Annotated in this window: 12 protein-coding genes; 8 read left to right on the forward strand and 4 right to left on the reverse strand. The window is 37.1% G+C overall.

Annotated features, from left to right (window positions below; genetic code table 11):
* Nucleotides 1-18: 18 nt before the first annotated feature.
* Nucleotides 19-798, reverse strand: a complete 780-nt coding sequence (locus B7C41_RS11580; protein ID WP_085299076.1) for a sensor histidine kinase — start codon at nucleotides 796-798, stop codon at nucleotides 19-21.
* A gap of 185 nt (nucleotides 799-983) precedes the next feature.
* On the opposite strand from B7C41_RS11580, the gene B7C41_RS11585 reads away from it, so the two are divergent.
* The 6 genes from B7C41_RS11585 (at nucleotide 984) to B7C41_RS11610 (ending at nucleotide 9,499) form a co-directional block, all read left to right on the forward strand.
* Nucleotides 984-1,907, forward strand: coding sequence for an ABC transporter ATP-binding protein (locus B7C41_RS11585; protein WP_085299077.1), 924 nt, complete (start codon nucleotides 984-986; stop codon nucleotides 1,905-1,907).
* Nucleotides 1,900-5,469 carry a M1 family aminopeptidase gene (locus B7C41_RS11590; protein ID WP_085299078.1) on the forward strand — a complete coding sequence of 1,190 codons (3,570 nt, stop codon included), beginning with the start codon at nucleotides 1,900-1,902 and terminating at the stop codon, nucleotides 5,467-5,469. The genes B7C41_RS11585 and B7C41_RS11590 overlap by 8 nt, the downstream gene beginning before the upstream one ends.
* Nucleotides 5,470-5,641: 172 nt before the next feature.
* Complete coding sequence (locus tag B7C41_RS11595) at nucleotides 5,642-5,884, forward strand: hypothetical protein (RefSeq protein ID WP_143764381.1); 243 nt, start codon at nucleotides 5,642-5,644, stop codon at nucleotides 5,882-5,884.
* Between the two features lie 159 nt (nucleotides 5,885-6,043).
* Entirely contained in the window at nucleotides 6,044-6,316 is a 273-nt protein-coding gene (locus tag B7C41_RS11600) for a hypothetical protein (protein ID WP_085299080.1), read from the forward strand.
* A 356-nt stretch (nucleotides 6,317-6,672) separates the two neighbouring features.
* Entirely contained in the window at nucleotides 6,673-7,452 is a 780-nt protein-coding gene (miaE, locus tag B7C41_RS11605) for a tRNA isopentenyl-2-thiomethyl-A-37 hydroxylase MiaE (protein WP_085299081.1), read from the forward strand.
* A gap of 160 nt (nucleotides 7,453-7,612) precedes the next feature.
* A complete protein-coding gene (locus B7C41_RS11610) occupies nucleotides 7,613-9,499 on the forward strand; it encodes a DUF885 domain-containing protein (RefSeq protein ID WP_085299082.1) in 1,887 nt (628 codons plus the stop codon).
* A 333-nt stretch (nucleotides 9,500-9,832) separates the two neighbouring features.
* On the opposite strand, the gene B7C41_RS11615 is transcribed toward B7C41_RS11610, so the two are convergent.
* Both B7C41_RS11615 and B7C41_RS11620 read right to left on the reverse strand, forming a co-directional pair.
* On the reverse strand, nucleotides 9,833-10,603 hold the full coding sequence (locus tag B7C41_RS11615; RefSeq protein ID WP_085299083.1) for a UDP-2,3-diacylglucosamine diphosphatase: 771 nt from the start codon (nucleotides 10,601-10,603) through the stop codon (nucleotides 9,833-9,835).
* A 24-nt stretch (nucleotides 10,604-10,627) separates the two neighbouring features.
* Entirely contained in the window at nucleotides 10,628-11,119 is a 492-nt protein-coding gene (locus B7C41_RS11620; protein WP_085299084.1) for a peptidylprolyl isomerase, read from the reverse strand.
* Nucleotides 11,120-11,331: 212 nt separating this feature from the next.
* Here B7C41_RS11620 and cysS point away from each other — a divergent pair, with 212 nt between their 5' ends.
* On the forward strand, nucleotides 11,332-12,714 hold the full coding sequence (gene cysS / locus B7C41_RS11625; protein ID WP_085299085.1) for a cysteine--tRNA ligase: 1,383 nt from the start codon (nucleotides 11,332-11,334) through the stop codon (nucleotides 12,712-12,714).
* Nucleotides 12,715-12,865: 151 nt separating this feature from the next.
* Here cysS and B7C41_RS11630 read toward each other — a convergent pair whose 3' ends face one another.
* On the reverse strand, nucleotides 12,866-14,326 hold the full coding sequence (locus B7C41_RS11630; RefSeq protein WP_235839696.1) for a sterol desaturase/SRPBCC family protein: 1,461 nt from the start codon (nucleotides 14,324-14,326) through the stop codon (nucleotides 12,866-12,868).
* 327 nt (nucleotides 14,327-14,653) lie between these two features.
* Here B7C41_RS11630 and B7C41_RS11635 point away from each other — a divergent pair, with 327 nt between their 5' ends.
* The gene (locus B7C41_RS11635; RefSeq protein WP_158089123.1) at nucleotides 14,654-15,640 is read left to right on the forward strand and encodes an AraC family transcriptional regulator; all 987 of its coding nucleotides are present in this window, start codon (nucleotides 14,654-14,656) and stop codon (nucleotides 15,638-15,640) included.
* Nucleotides 15,641-15,724 lie beyond the last annotated feature (84 nt).

Here is a 15,724-nt window from a genome sequence, read left to right on the forward strand (position 1 = left end):
TTATTTAGTTGTGGACAATTAGGTTAAATCAATCATAACTTTGGCTATATAGCGATTATCTTCTATAAGGCGAGTATATTGATGTTTCTTTGGAAAAAGTAATGTTAAGCGGCGCGATAAATTTTCAGTCCCTAAGCCACCAAAGGCACGCTTAGCTTTATTTTTATCATGTACCGATTTATCGAAATTATTCTCTATCGTAAAAGTAATTTTTGTTTTACTTGTTTGTAGTGAAAAAAGAATATACTGGTGTTCTAATTGACTATCAACACCATGTTTAAAAGCATTTTCTAATAAGTTTATAAATAGTAATGGCGGAATACGTTGTTGGCTATCTTCTATATTTTTCTCAAAATTTATATCGAGTTTGTTTTTATAGCGAATAACATTGAGCTCAATAAAATTTTCTAGATATTCAACTTCATCGGTTATTGTTACCGTATTTTTTCGTCCTTCATAAATGGTAAAGCGCATCATTTGTGAAAGCTTGTAGATCACCTCTTGGGTATGTTCAGATTTTTCAGCCGCTAAGCCGTATAAATTGTTCAAAGTATTAAAGAAAAAGTGTGGGTTTATTTGGCTCTTTAACAGATTAAGTTCAGACTTTAGTGTTTCTTCATGTAAGTGCGCAATATGTTGCTGTTGCTTGTAACGGTCATTCAATAAATAAACCAGCGGTATCATTAATGAAAAGGTTAGAAACATGAGCAATATGTCACGGTTAGCCATTTGATAAATCGCGTAAAGTACCAGTGAATATACTGAAATAAAAAGAATAGTTTTTAATGAAGACTTCAAATGTTCACCTATGTTAAACCGTAGCAGTAATTATAATTATTGCTTTTAATGACATTTAAACGGTACGTTCAACTGTAATTGTTGTCGTTCGTCCACCTTTAAACGTCGTTAGACATTACGTCATTTACTTCATTTTTATCAATTGTACACTACGACTATATTAAATCGATACCCAAAGGCAAATGATGTTAACCATAAGAAATTTATCTAAAACATATGATAATGGCGTTCAAGCAATCAAGTCAGTTTCTCTAGATATAGAGCCAGGTTTATTCGGTTTGCTCGGTCCAAACGGTGCGGGTAAATCTTCATTAATGAGAACGATTGCTACTTTGCAACAACCTTCACACGGTCAAATAAGCTTCGATAATAAAGACATCATAGAAAACCCTAATATTATTCGGAACTGTTTAGGTTATCTACCACAAGAATTTGGCGTATACCCGAAAGCTTCCTGTTACGACTTACTAAATCATTTAGCGCTTTTAAAAGGAATAACCGATAAAAATGAGCGTAACAACCAAATTGAGCAGTTGCTTCATCAAACTAATTTATATGATGCGAGAAACAAAGATGTTAGTTCTTATTCCGGTGGCATGCGCCAACGATTTGGTATTGCGCAGGCATTGTTAGGTTCGCCTCGCTTGATTATTGTTGATGAACCAACTGCAGGTCTTGACCCACAAGAGCGTAACCGATTCCATAACTTGTTGTGTGAAATAAGTGAGAACATTGTTGTTATCTTATCTACACATATTGTTGAAGATGTTAGTCAGCTTTGCCCGAATATGGCTATCTTGGTGTCTGGTGAGGTACCGCTACAAGGTAAACCTGCAGATCTTATTAGTAATATTGAAGGTACCATCTGGAGCAAGATGATCAACAAAGATCAATTAGCGCATTATAAATCTCACTTTAATGTGATTTCTGAGCGTTTGATCACTGGAAAGACACAAATTAATGTGCAGAGTAACTTTCAACCAGAAATTGGCTTTGAGCCGGTACAAGCGAACTTAGAAGATGTTTACTTCTCTGTATTACATCAATTAGCTCGTGAAAAGAACAATGCCAAAGCGACTCCAACTACGTTAGGAGGCCAACATGCTTAAAGAGCTAACACAATTTGAACTCAAGTATCACCTTAAACAAGGTAGCTTTTGGGCTGTAACCCTATGTTTTGTTTGGATGGCAGTGCTAATTACCTCTCAGCGTGGCTCTGCTTTGCTTTTCGCTAATTCAGCTTACGCTATTACGCAAACCATCTTATTTGTCTCTCCAAATATTATATTTGCGCTGTGTGTACTTGCTTCAGCAACACTGATACGAGACAGTCAATATAAAATGGAGCCAATAATTTTCACTACGCCGATAGATAAGTTTCAATATCTAGCGAGTCGTTATTTAGGCGTTGTAACGGCCGCAATGATACTTTTTTTAATTGTCTTTATTGCCATGATGATAAGTTTACTGTTTTTAGATGAGCAATTAATTGGCCCCTTTCATCTAGGTAACTATGTTTTAGTTTACTGCACCTTCATTCTGCCGAGTATTTTACTATGCTCTTCGGTGGTATTTGCTACCGCAATGTTGTCTAAAAATACGATTACCGTTTATGTGGCGGGCATTGCTATTTATGTACTTTACATTTTAGTCTCTATTTTAGGTAATTCTCCAATGATGGCATCATCTAATACGCTGTTGAGTGATAGCTCTGGTTTTGCTGCATTATTAGAGCCTTACGGTTTAATCGCTTTTATGGAACAGTCTGCTTTTTGGACGAGTGAACAACGCAACGTTCTTACACCAGAGTTCTCTGGCAATCTACTTTTAAATCGTTTGCTATGGTTAGCGGCAAGTGCGGCTTTATTCGCATTCACCTATCATAAATTTACGTTTAGAGTGGTTAAAAAAGCAGAGAAAAAGTCTTCTGCATCAATTGGTAAAAAGATAAGCCAGACAAAAGTAACTCAGGTAAGGGCATATCAAGCAGTGGTTCCTCAGCAAGACTTTGAAAAGTTTAATATCGAAATTTGGTTTTCAAAATTCAAGTTGGAATACTTTACCGCGACCAAAAGTAAAACATTCATTATTTTATTACTGGTTACTATGGTTTTTACTTTAGGTAACTTAATGGGCAATATTTTTGATGGCCCTATCAATAATGGTCAAGGTTTTTACCCTTTAACATCGATGATACTCGAGCTTTTAATGCAGCCTCTAACTGATATTGGCATGTTAGTCGCCATTTTTTATTCTGTGGAGTTATATTGGAATGAACGCACTGTAAATATCCATTCGCTCATTGATGTTACTCCAACGAGAAACTTAACATTTTATTTAGCAAAGTTAAGCACCGTTATTATGATTTGCTTAACGTTAGTCACGAGTAGCGTGATCACTGCAATCGGTTTTCAGCTTTCTCAAGGCATATTCGATATTCAGCCTTGGTTGTATTTAATGTTGTATTATTACGTTGGAATACCCTTGCTTTTAGCCGCTTTCTTGGCACTTAGTTTACAACGATTAGCTAAAAATAAAGCCTTAGGATTACTCTTTGCTATCGGTATTTTCATCTTGAGTGTTTTTGTGAAAAGCCTTGATTTGGATCACCCCTTAACGATATTGGCATACCGCCCTGACTTTTTATTTTCTGATATGGCCGACACTATTTATCATGACGATGCTGTTCATTGGTATAACCTGTATTGGTTGTCTTTTGGCATTATCATTTCATTCTTAACCGTTAAGTTTTGGCAACGTGGTTCGTCAAATGTATCTCAAAAACTCTCACTGTTTGGTAAAGGGGTATTAAGCAGTACTTTCGCTTTATTTTTACTCAGTGGCAGTTATGTCTTTTATCAAACTAATATCTTTAACGAATATTCATCGAAAGAGCAGACATTACAGATGATGGCGGATTACGAAACTCAATACGCTAAGTTAGCTGAACAGCCTCAACCGACCGTAATTGATATTAATGTTGATGTAGATATTTATCCTGATGCACGTCGCTATCAAGCACAAGGGCGTTATATTATCCAGAACCAAACCGATAGTATTATTAGTGATGTTATGGTGTCTATATTTAAGCAAAGCCATATAGAGCAGACTATTAGTTTCAATGAGGCAGAGCTTGCACGTTATGATGAAAAATATCAAAGCTACTTTTTTCGATTAAACAAACCGATGAAAGCAGGTGAGAAAAGGACACTTAATTTTAACTTTTCGGTTAGCCATAATGCCTTTGCTGAGCTTGATGGTGAGCACTACGTGACTAAAGGCGGGGCATATATTGAACTGGAAGATATTATGCCGCAATTCGGATATGACATGCGTTATGTTATTGATGATGAAGAAGAAAGAGTGAAAAGAGGTTTGCCTCTCGTCAAACTTACTATGCCTACATTTGATATCAAAAAGGTCAGTGAAGATTGGGTTAATTTTGAAACAACAGTGTCTACCAATAAAATTCAACGAGTGGTTACCGTTGGTCGCTTACAAAGCATGTGGTCGAAAGGCGATAGAAATTTCTTCCACTATAAAAGCGATAATAAAGTACAGCGTCAATTAGCGTACACCTCTGCAGAGTTTGAGCGGGTTAGTGAATCATACAATGGTATTGAAATTAATTTATTTCATAGCCCTGAGCATGATCAAGATAACCATTTTACACTAGAAGCGCTTAAACAAACGATGGACTACTTTAGCGAGAACTTTGGCGCTTATCGCGCAAACCAATTTACTATTGTAGAGTTACCTTATTTTTCTAGTGCTCAATCATTCGGTAGTGCACAGCCAGATATGTACCTTGGTGTAGAAAATCGCTTTTTCAATCTCGACAATCGGAATGTCGATATTTCTGAGTTTAACCCTTTGTTACGGGGTGTTTCTCATGAGTTCTCTCATCAATATTGGGGAGGGTATATCGATCCAAATTATGTTGGAGGTTATGCCTTATTAACAGAAACGTTAAGTAAGTATAGTGAGCTAGTGCTCGCCAGAAAGGTTTATGGTGAGTATTCAACTAACCTTGAAGTTCATCTGTCACTTGACCGTTATTTACGTACTAGACCATATAGCAACAATATAGAAAAACCCCTATTTTCAACAGGAATGGAACCGCATATCTATTATGCGAAAGGAAAACAAACAATGCATGCTTTACTGGATTTATTGGGTGAAGAGAAAATAAATAAAGCATTGCGAGGGTTATTAAAGAATCATGGTTACCCGAGTAAACCAACATCACTCGATTTATTGAATGAGTTTTATTTAGTGTCAGACGATAACCAAAAAGTGATGATTGATGATTTATTCAAACGCGTGGTTTTTCATGATTTTGCATTACACAGTGCTAAAAGTGTTCAACTAGCTAATGGTTTGTATGAAATTGAAATTGATATCAGTACCCTAAAATTGGTGTTAGATCCGCAATCTAATACAGAGCAAAAAGAAGCGATTAACGACAGCTTAGATATTGCTTTGTACGAAGGCTTTCCGGAAGTGGACAATGCCAATATGTTACAGAATCAAAAAGTAACATTTAATAAAGATCGCACTTCGATTACCTTACAGACTAAAGCGAAACCCAGTCATGTCAGTATTGATCCTAATCGGTTCCGTATCGATAGAAACCTTGTCGATAATGTTTTAACCGTCGAGTATCAATAAGCTAAATTTCAAAATGTAACTTATTGATTTAAAAGCATCCCTATAGTGATTTTGAAGCCTCTGTAAAGACCTAAACCTTTACAGAGACTCCTGTTACTTGTTCCATTCTCTATAATAGGAATTAATATAAAGTATATTAAACGATTGTGTTTTTTTATGGTTGACAGTGATTGTGTTTAACGTCAACGCGCAAACACTCGAAGATGCGAAAAAAGCATATTTTCATCGTGATTATCAGCGAGCAAAAGCAATTATCATTGATCTGAACGCAAATCAGGCTGACAATAAACTAATAATGTCTGAGTTAGCAATGTTAACAATAGCAGCTGATATACGTAGTAACGCTGATGGAGCCGATGATGATTTGGAGGCTTTGCTTGCAAGCCAGCCTAATAATGAAAATTTTCATTATTAGGCTGGAATATTGTGGTATCACTATGCAAAAAATTCGTCAATATTCAGTAAAATGTCAATTTATAAAAAACATGTCATTGCTAACATTAAAATGACGAAACTAGCGCATTAAAATTAACGTTATCAATATGTTGCGGCAAACGCTTATGATCAACCTTCAATGATAGGCGGTGATAGTGATAAGCAAAAGCCAATTGTTGATAAACTCATGGTAAACAACTCCGTATTCGCACAAATGGCGATGATGGATTATCTACAAAATACGCGAGATAAAATAAATGGTTTTTCTTTGATCAAGCAAGTTTCAATAACATTTAAAGATAATATTGAAGTACTCGAAAGGGCAGCTCAATTACTGTGGGCATTTGACGAAAAAGAACAGGCAGGGGCATTATTTAGTGCTGCTTGTTTGCTACCTCCAGGAGAATTTTAAGCTTATGAAAAGTGGGGTGATACTTGTATATTAAGTGCATATTTTGCCGTTGATGGTGTCATCCAAAAAGAAACAGGATTTATCTCTATTCAGCGGGTCATTAACTTTACTGATGTTAATGATAAAGAATCAAAATATGCTTTGTCGCTTAGAAAAAAATTATTGCCATAGCCGTTTTTTAGGATAATCTGTTTTTACTGAGATGCAATTTCATTGGGAAATATTTTTTAGACCATTTTATTGAACATTAAAATGAGTAACCACTTACTTTTCGTGTAAAAATTACAATACTCTTTTATTACGTATGGTAAAGTTGAGAGCAATTTGAAACAAATTTTAGTGATTTACTCTTTATCATGACGACTGAAAAATTATTAGCGCCCATACAATCATTCCTAAAATGCGAAACACCACAAGCGTGGATTGATGAAGCTGTTAAGAAGAAAAACTTACCAATCATATTAATTGATCACTTAATATGCGAACTAAAAGCAGCGCAATCAGCAATGTTTTTAATTCGTAAATATGTTGTTGATAAAGCAAGCGGTGATGTGCTTCTTGCATGGCTACAGCCATTTGAAACGCTTATTTATAAGCGTGAAGGTGATTGGCGTACGCTTGCTGCAAAAAATAAATTAACTAAATCAGTCATTCCAAAAGCTGATTCGTCTTATGGCCAAAGCCTAATTGATAAAATGGTCTTGCTGATCAAGGAAGAGTTACATCACTTTTATCAGGTATTAGAGATAATGGATGAATACGGTATTGAGTATCGCAGTATTACACCATGCCGTTATGCAAAAGGGCTATTGAGACAGGTGAAAACATTTGAGCCTGATGCACTTATCGATAAATTAATTGTTGGCGCTTATATCGAAGCGAGATCTTGCGAACGCTTTGCTAAACTTGCGCCACATGTTGATAAACGCTTAGGTGATTTTTATATTTCGTTATTGCGCTCAGAAGCACGTCATTATCAAGATTACTTAACGTTAGCAAAAGAAATTGCCGGTCCAGAGCAAGCTGAAAAAGTCGATAACCGAATTGCTCATTTTGCAGAAGTTGAAGCAAAATTAATGACTAGCCCTGATAACGATTTTAAATTTCATAGTGGTGTACCGACGAACATAAGTTAAGAATACAGCAATCTGTCCAACTAACGTTTTAGGTAACAAATTATGAATATTGGTGCTTACAATTTTTAATTACAACTATAAATCGCTACTATGCGAACAGGCGTTATTAATACGCGTTCTATTCACATAAGAATTACTATAATAATAAGGAAAATATAGCATGCGTTCTATGATTGCACTGGTTGGAGCTGTGGCCTGTTTATCTGCCTGCCAACCGAATAGCTCAACACCTACTTCAACCACACAACCTTCTGTAGCTGAAGCGTCAGTAACTCAAACGGCTCAGAAAAATAAACTAAGTGAATCACAACGCTTAAATGAATGGTTTGCAATTAAATATGAAGAGCAATTGCAAAGTAGCCCTATCATGTTGACGTTTTTAGGGCGTAAAGAAAAATACGACCAAATGAACGATATGTCAGAAGCATTTGAAAAAAAGCATTTAGCATGGCAAGCAAAAACAGTTGAAGAGTTAAAGTCTAGCTTTGATTACAACAAGCTAACCGCTGAAGCGAAAATTTCATACGATATTTGGGTTTATCAAAATGAAAAGGACCAAGCCGGTCAAGCGTTTAACAAAAACGGCTATATTTTTACGCAGTTTAATGGTATTCAAGCGTTTGCCGCGCAATTTTTAATTAACTTTCACCGTGTTGATGAGTTAAGTGATATGCAAGCGTACATTAAGCGTATTGGCGGTGTAAGTACTGCAATTGACCAATTATTAGTACGCGCAAAAGAAAATGCTGAAGCGGGTACTCGTCCACCTAAATTTGCTTATGAAGGTGTAATTGAACAGTCTAATAACTTGATTTCCGGCCTGCCATTTTCAACAGCTGAAGATGCAACAGACTCACCGCTTTGGATGGACGTACAAAGAAAAATCAAAGGTTTAGTTGATGCTGAAAAAATTACTGCAGAGCAAGCTAAAACGTTAAAAGCAGAGGCAAAAGCACAACTACTTAAGGCATTTTTGCCTAGTTACCAAGCACTAATTGCTTGGTTTGAAAGTGATATTGTAAATACTGTTAGCAACCCTACAGGTGTTTCTACGCAAAACAATGGTAAAGCTTTCTATGACCATATGATCGGTGTTTCAACAACGACTGATTTGTCAGCCGTTGAAATTCATGAAATTGGCTTACAAGAAGTTGCTCGTATCACCAATGAAATGATCGCGATTAAAGAGCGCGTTGGTTTTGAAGGTGATTTACAAGCATTCTTCAATTTTATTAAAACCGATGAGCAATTCTTTTATCCAAATACTGATGAAGGCCGTGAAGGTTATATTACTGACACTGACGCATACCTAAGTGTTATCAATAAACTACTACCAGAATATTTTGGTATTTTACCAAAAGCTGATTTAGTGGTTAAACGTGTTGAAGCATTCAGAGAGCAAGACGGTGCGGCGCAACACTACAACCCTGGTACGCCAGATGGTAGTCGTCCAGGTGTTTATTATGCACATTTATCTGATATGTCATCAATGCCAAAAAATGAAATGGAAGGTGTTGCTTACCATGAAGGTAACCCTGGGCATCATATGCAAATATCAATTGCGCAAGAGCTAACCTCAGTACCGCAATTTAGAACGCAAGCAAGTTTTACGGCTTATAGTGAAGGTTGGGGCTTATATGCAGAACTATTGGCAAAAGAAATGGGCGCATATGAAAATGACTTTTCTGACTTTGGCCGTTTAGTGAATGAAATGTGGCGTGCTGTACGTTTGGTTGTTGATACTGGCTTACACACAAAAGGTTGGACTGAAGAGCAAGCTATTGCTTATTTTAAAGAAAAAACCCCGATTGCAGAAGAAGCTATTATTTCTGAAGTACGTCGTTACTTAGTATTACCTGGTCAAGCAACTTCATACAAAATTGGTATGTTAAAAATTATTGAGCTGCGCGAAAATGCTAAAAAAGCACTTGGTGACCGTTTCGATATTAGAGGCTTCCACGATACTATTTTAGGTGGTGGTGCAATGCCATTAGCCATTCTAGAACGTCGCGTTAACGACTGGGTTAATAGCGAAATGGCTAAATAACTTATTTATTTGGTAAAGCGATCAATAAAACGCCTAAGCAAATGCTTAGGCGTTTTTGTATTCAGGAAGAATAGTATATGGCGCTCACATGGACGTGAAAAAATGAAGATATTCAGAGCAGTAAATAACCTGAACTCGGGATAAGCCATTCCACACAGCAACGCTATTTTAGCGGCTCTCCGCGTTATTTCCACGACCAATAGCACGCTATTGGATACGTGAAAATGCCTTGATAACCACTAAACTATCATTACTGTGCACAGAGATTAACTTATCGAAATGATTTCAATTAGTTATGAAATTCATTATCCCGAGTTCAGGTTAAATAGACTTTTATTGCTTGTTTAATTCAAATGGACTATTCATTAATTCGATCGAATCGGGCGTCGCTTTTAACCACGCTCCTTGTTCGTACCAATCACCCAGTACAATACGCTGGGCGGCTTGATTACTGACAACAATGTCATGGATGTCAGGGCGATGAGTATGGCCATGAATCATTAACTGACTTTGATACTGGCTCAAGCAGTCTACTACTTCACTTTCAGTAACATCCATAATATCTTGTGATTTCATTGCTGTTGCTGACGCACTTTGGTCGCGATAATTACTGGCGATTTTTCGTCGAACACTTAGCGGTAAACTTTTAATGATGGCTTGCCACCACCAACTTCGAGATTTTTTACGAAATTTTTGATAACCAACATCACGCGTACATAGTGTATCGCCATGCATGATAACCACAGGTTTGCCGTATAAGTCGATTAAGGTGATTTCGGGTAGTAATTCCATACCTGATTGCTTTGCAAATCGTTTACCGAGCAAAAAGTCACGATTACCATGAATAAAGTAAATTTTACAACCAAGGTTTGAAAGGTTTTTTATTGCTTGGGATATTTCTAATATAAATGAACTGTCGTCGTCATCACCGACCCAATATTCAAACAAATCACCAAGAATATATAAAACTTCGGCTTTGGGTGCATCATTTTGTAAAAAAGATAAAAAACAGGCCGTAATATCGGGCCTGTTTTGGGCTAGGTGTAAATCAGCAATAAAGTAAGTTAATGCTGATTTATTGACCTTATGAGAAGATTCGCTCATAGAGTTTTCGTCGTTAATCTAAAACTACGCTACGATTGTTTCTTCGATCAAAATTTCTTCTTTTGGTACATCGTCATGAAAACCCATACGACCGGTATCAACTAACGTCATTTTGTCGACAACATCCATACCTTCAACAACTTTACCAAATACACAGTAACCCCAGCCTTGCACGTCTTCACTTTTAAAGTTAAGGAAATCGTTATCAGCTAAGTTAATGAAAAACTGTGCTGATGCTGAATGTGGGTCTTGAGTACGTGCCATGGCTAAAGTACCACGAGCGTTGGTTAAGCCATTATTTGCTTCGTTTTCAATGCTTGCACGCGTGTCTTTTTCGCCCATACCTGAAGCAAAACCGCCGCCTTGTGCCATAAAACCTTTAATTACACGGTGAAAAATAGTGCCGTTGAAGAAACCATCTTCAGCGTATTGTTGAAAGTTTTTAGCAGTAACAGGTGCGTTGTCAAAATCTAGTTCGATTTGAATATCGCCTAAAGTTGTTTTAAATGTGATCATTTGAGCTCTCGTAAATAAGAAAGAAATTTAATTGCGCGAATTGTAACTTAATCAATTGAATATTTCTCGGCAAAATTTCATTGGCTATTTCTCGGCAAATTTAACCAAGCTAATGATTCACAGCAATACATGGGGTACAATTGCGCTAATTCTCGCTGTGAGAATGTTAGAACTCAATTAAGTATTCATATTACATAGGAAAAAGTGCCGTTATGTTACAAATTTATAATACCTTAAGTAGGAAAAAAGAAGTTTTTAAGCCAATCACTTCCAATAAGGTAGGTTTGTATGTTTGTGGTATTACCATTTATGACCGTTGCCATATTGGTCACGCGAGAACCTATGTAGCATTCGATATTATCGCGCGATACTTTAAATATTTAGGTTACGATTTAACGCATGTTAGAAACATTACTGATGTTGATGACAAGATTATTAAGCGCGCTAATGAAAATGGTGAAAGTTGTGAGTCGTTAACGTTACGTATGACTGAACAAATGTATCAAGATTTTGATGATCTTAATATTATGCGCCCAGACATTGCGCCGACAGTTACTGGCCATATGGACGAAATCATCACCTTAGTTGCCCGTCTTATTGAACGTAAACACGCTTACGTTGCCAGTAATGGTGATGTGTTATTCGATGTTAGTAGTTTTAAAGATTACGGTAAACTAAGCTTACAGAATTTAGATATGCTGCAAGCGGGCGCTCGTGTTGACGTTGATGAAGCTAAAAATAGCCCATTAGATTTTGTTTTATGGAAAATGGCTAAACCAGATGAGCCTAGCTGGGAATCTCCATGGGGCAAAGGTCGTCCAGGTTGGCATATTGAATGTTCAGCGATGAACAGTAAGCACTTAGGTGAGCATTTTGATATTCACGGCGGTGGCTCAGATTTACAGTTTCCACATCATGAAAATGAAATAGCACAATCATGCTGTGCTTATGATACGCCATACGTAAATTACTGGATGCATGGCGGTATGGTACAAATTAATAAAGAAAAAATGTCAAAGTCATTAAACAACTTTTTCACTTTACGTAGCGTACTGGATGAATATGACGCGGAATCTGTGCGTTTCTTTTTAACTTCTAGCCATTACCGTAGCCAGTTGAATTATTCACAAGATAATTTAACGCAAGCACGTGCAAGCTTAGAGCGAATTTACACCGCTTTACGTGATGTTACGCCAATCAAGGTTGAGCTAAAAGGCAACGAATACGTTGAACGTTTTGAAAAAGCCATGAATGATGATTTCAATTGTCCTGAAGCAATGCCAGTATTATTTGAATTAGCAAAAGAAATAAATCGTGTTAAAGCTGACGATGCTACAGCAGCCGGTAAACTTGCCTTTATTCTTGTTTCATTAGGTGAAGTTTTAGGTGTTGCGCAAAATTCACCTGAAGACTTTTTACAAGGTGGAAGCGGTGATACCGATGAAGTAGCAGAAATTGAAGCGTTAATTGTGCAGCGTAATGAAGCTCGTGCTAATAAAGACTGGGCAATGGCTGATGATGCTCGTGATAAGTTAGCAGCATTAAACGTTATATTAGAAGACAGTGCAGGTAAAACGACTTGGCGTAAAGGCTAAAAGCACTGATATAATTGCGGTAATGTGTCACTTAGCATTACCGCAAATTGTACAATTAATAGAATTGACTATTCTTTATGTATGCATATTATCTAAACTAATATTTATTTTTTATTGCTGCACGAGTGAACTTAGCTGAAAATATTTTATTTCACGGTAACTTTTGCTCAATTGCTATTCGTAGACGCTCTAATGCTTTCTCTGACTTTATTTCTACCTGTGATTTAAAATACAACGCATTTATCGCGACTAATGCGGCGTTAGGTAAAGTGTAATCCAAAGTTCTTTCAAACTCAGTATTTCCTCCCAATGCCCGCACACGATATTGCAGCTTAATACTGGCACCATTAGTTTGATTCTCAGCGTGAGCAATCCAACGTTCATCACTACTTTCCACTACCTGCCAAATTAAATTGTTTTGGCCCAAAGCTGTTTGAATATCCTCTTCAAATGTATCTCCTTGTTTAAGTGGCTGCATCGAATCGACATATACCGTTGAAGATTTCGAATGCCAATCTGACCATAACGCCGGTGAACTAGCATAGGCCAATACTTGTGCGGGAGATTTGTTCATCACAATGGTGTCGACAATATGACTGGTAGAAGTGCTAAACCATAACGTACTCGCCAACCAAAACATGATAGGTAAACGGGCTATTTCCAAGATAGCAAAGCGCGTTTTTCCCTCTAAAAAATCGTTAATGACCACAAGTCCATAAACCATTGTCATAGTGCCTAATGTCAAAGTTATCGCTGGTAGTGTTGGTGCCAAAAATATAAACATCATGGCAACTAGGACGATACATAACAGGGAGAAGCCACTATAAATTTTTGTCATGGTGCCGACTTGTGGATCATATTTTTTACGTACGGCACAGCCGGTCTTTTGTAGCGGTTTTTTCACATAACTTTGCTTTCTGCAATCTTCTGGGCGCCAGCCTGTCGATTTAAACCACAGGCCTATTTTATTGCGCCATGAGCGGGTATGTAGGCTATCTTTTGCTAACATTGTCCAATGCTGAAAATTTGCCTTAATTGGATTTAAGGTGTTTAACGGTAGCGTGGTACCGTAATGACAAGGCTCACTGGTTAGTTCAGCTTGCCAGGTTGAAAACATTCGGTCCCATATCACCAACGTACCGCCATAGTTGCGGTCAACATAAATTGGGTTTTTAGCGTGATGAACGCGATGACTAGACGGTGTGGAAAATATACCTTCCAGCACAGGAACTCGCTGTACTGCTTGAGTGTGCAACCAAAATTGATAAATTTTTAATAAAACAAACAACACTAAAAATACCGCTGGTGGACAGCCTAAAATGGCTAATGGTAAATAAAACACCCAAGAAAACCCATATTGAAATGCACTTTGTCTTAATGCCGTAGTTAAATTATATTCTTCACTTTGGTGATGGCCAACATGAGCTCCCCACAGAATGTTAATTTCATGCGCCATGCGGTGAAAAGCGTAATAGCACAAGTCCACGGCAAAAAAGAACAACAACCAAGTAACGGGATCTTGGCTAGTAAAATCAAATATTCTGTAATTTTCTGACAAATAAATGAATACGGCGAAGGTGTAAGCTTTCAGCAATGCATCTGAAATCAACAAACATAATCCCATAGTCAAACTGGTTACTGTGTCATTATAACGATGCAGGTTTCTGCCTTTTAATCTTAAAAATAGATACTCAATGGCCATGAATATTATAAACAGCGGTATTGCTAACCCGTTTATATTGTAGTCACTCATGTTTCATTCTCAGTTATTATTAATTTTCATAATACGTAGTATCACTTTATTTATGCTATAGCGCATTGACAAAAATAACGTAAAATAGACATAATACGACATAGGTGACTATGGAATTAATTCGTAACTTGTAAGTTTGGTTTTATGAAATACCATTATATAGAAGGTGAGTGGATCAACGCCCTCATGAGTATCTTTACCAACTTAGGCCTAGATACTGAGCAAATTACTAACAACATAGAAGGTTTCGATGCCGGACGGCTACTGACAGGTTATCGCTTAGAAGTTAGTACCGCTAGAAAGGTGTGGCATCGAGCTGACGAGTTGGCAAAAGATCCTCTGCTAGGGCTTAAAATCGGTTCAGTGCAAAATTATCGCGCTATTGGCGTACTAGCTCCCGTTATTTGGCACAGCCCCAATGTGCGTTCAGCATTACAAAATTTAGTAAAATTTCAAAGCTTAATTAGTGAAAGTGGTAGCTTCCACTTTGATGAGAATCCAGAGGGTAGCGAAAAAGCAATATATTGTGAGTATATCGCCGAGCCGAGTAGTATACCGGTTAATACTCACCAAGTATTAGCTGTTGTTGTTGGCACTATAGGAATAATCAGAGCCATTTCAAATAATATGGTGGATATCAAACGACTTTATGTGCCGTCAAGTTTAAGCGCGCGTTTGTTAGCTAAGAATCTGGGTTGTGACGTTGTCAATCGAACTGGAAATTTTGCCATATGTTTTTCCACGCAACAATTTGACCAGCCACTTTTAGGTTGCGACATTAGCCTTTACCGAATAAATATCGCCTATGCAGAAGAATTACTAAGCGCTAAAAGGTCAGGTGTTGCGCTAATAGATTCAATAAAAGAGCTAATTGAGAGTGGTGGATTTTCTCATACAAGTATTGAATTTGTAGAATTGTCGTTAGGTTTACATAAGCGTACCCTACAACGAAATTTGTTTGAACACGGCACAAGTTTTCGTCAACTTAAAGAAGAGGTATTAAAAGTCCAAGCAGTAAACTTACTGCTCAGTGAGAAATTTGAGATTGAAGCCTTGGCAACACACTTGGGCTATTCAGAACCTAGTGCTTTTCATCGCGCCTTTAAATCTTGGTTTGACGTTACCCCAAGAAAATTTTGTCGAATGAATCACTACCATACTCACACAACTTGAAGTTGCATCTAAGAGTTAAACTAGGAAAGGCCAAAAGGTACCAGTTAATTATGAACAACAACATTGAGATTATTAGTCGATAAA

Source organism: Cognaticolwellia mytili (assembly GCF_002104475.1).
Classification (GTDB): domain Bacteria; phylum Pseudomonadota; class Gammaproteobacteria; order Enterobacterales; family Alteromonadaceae; genus Cognaticolwellia; species Cognaticolwellia mytili.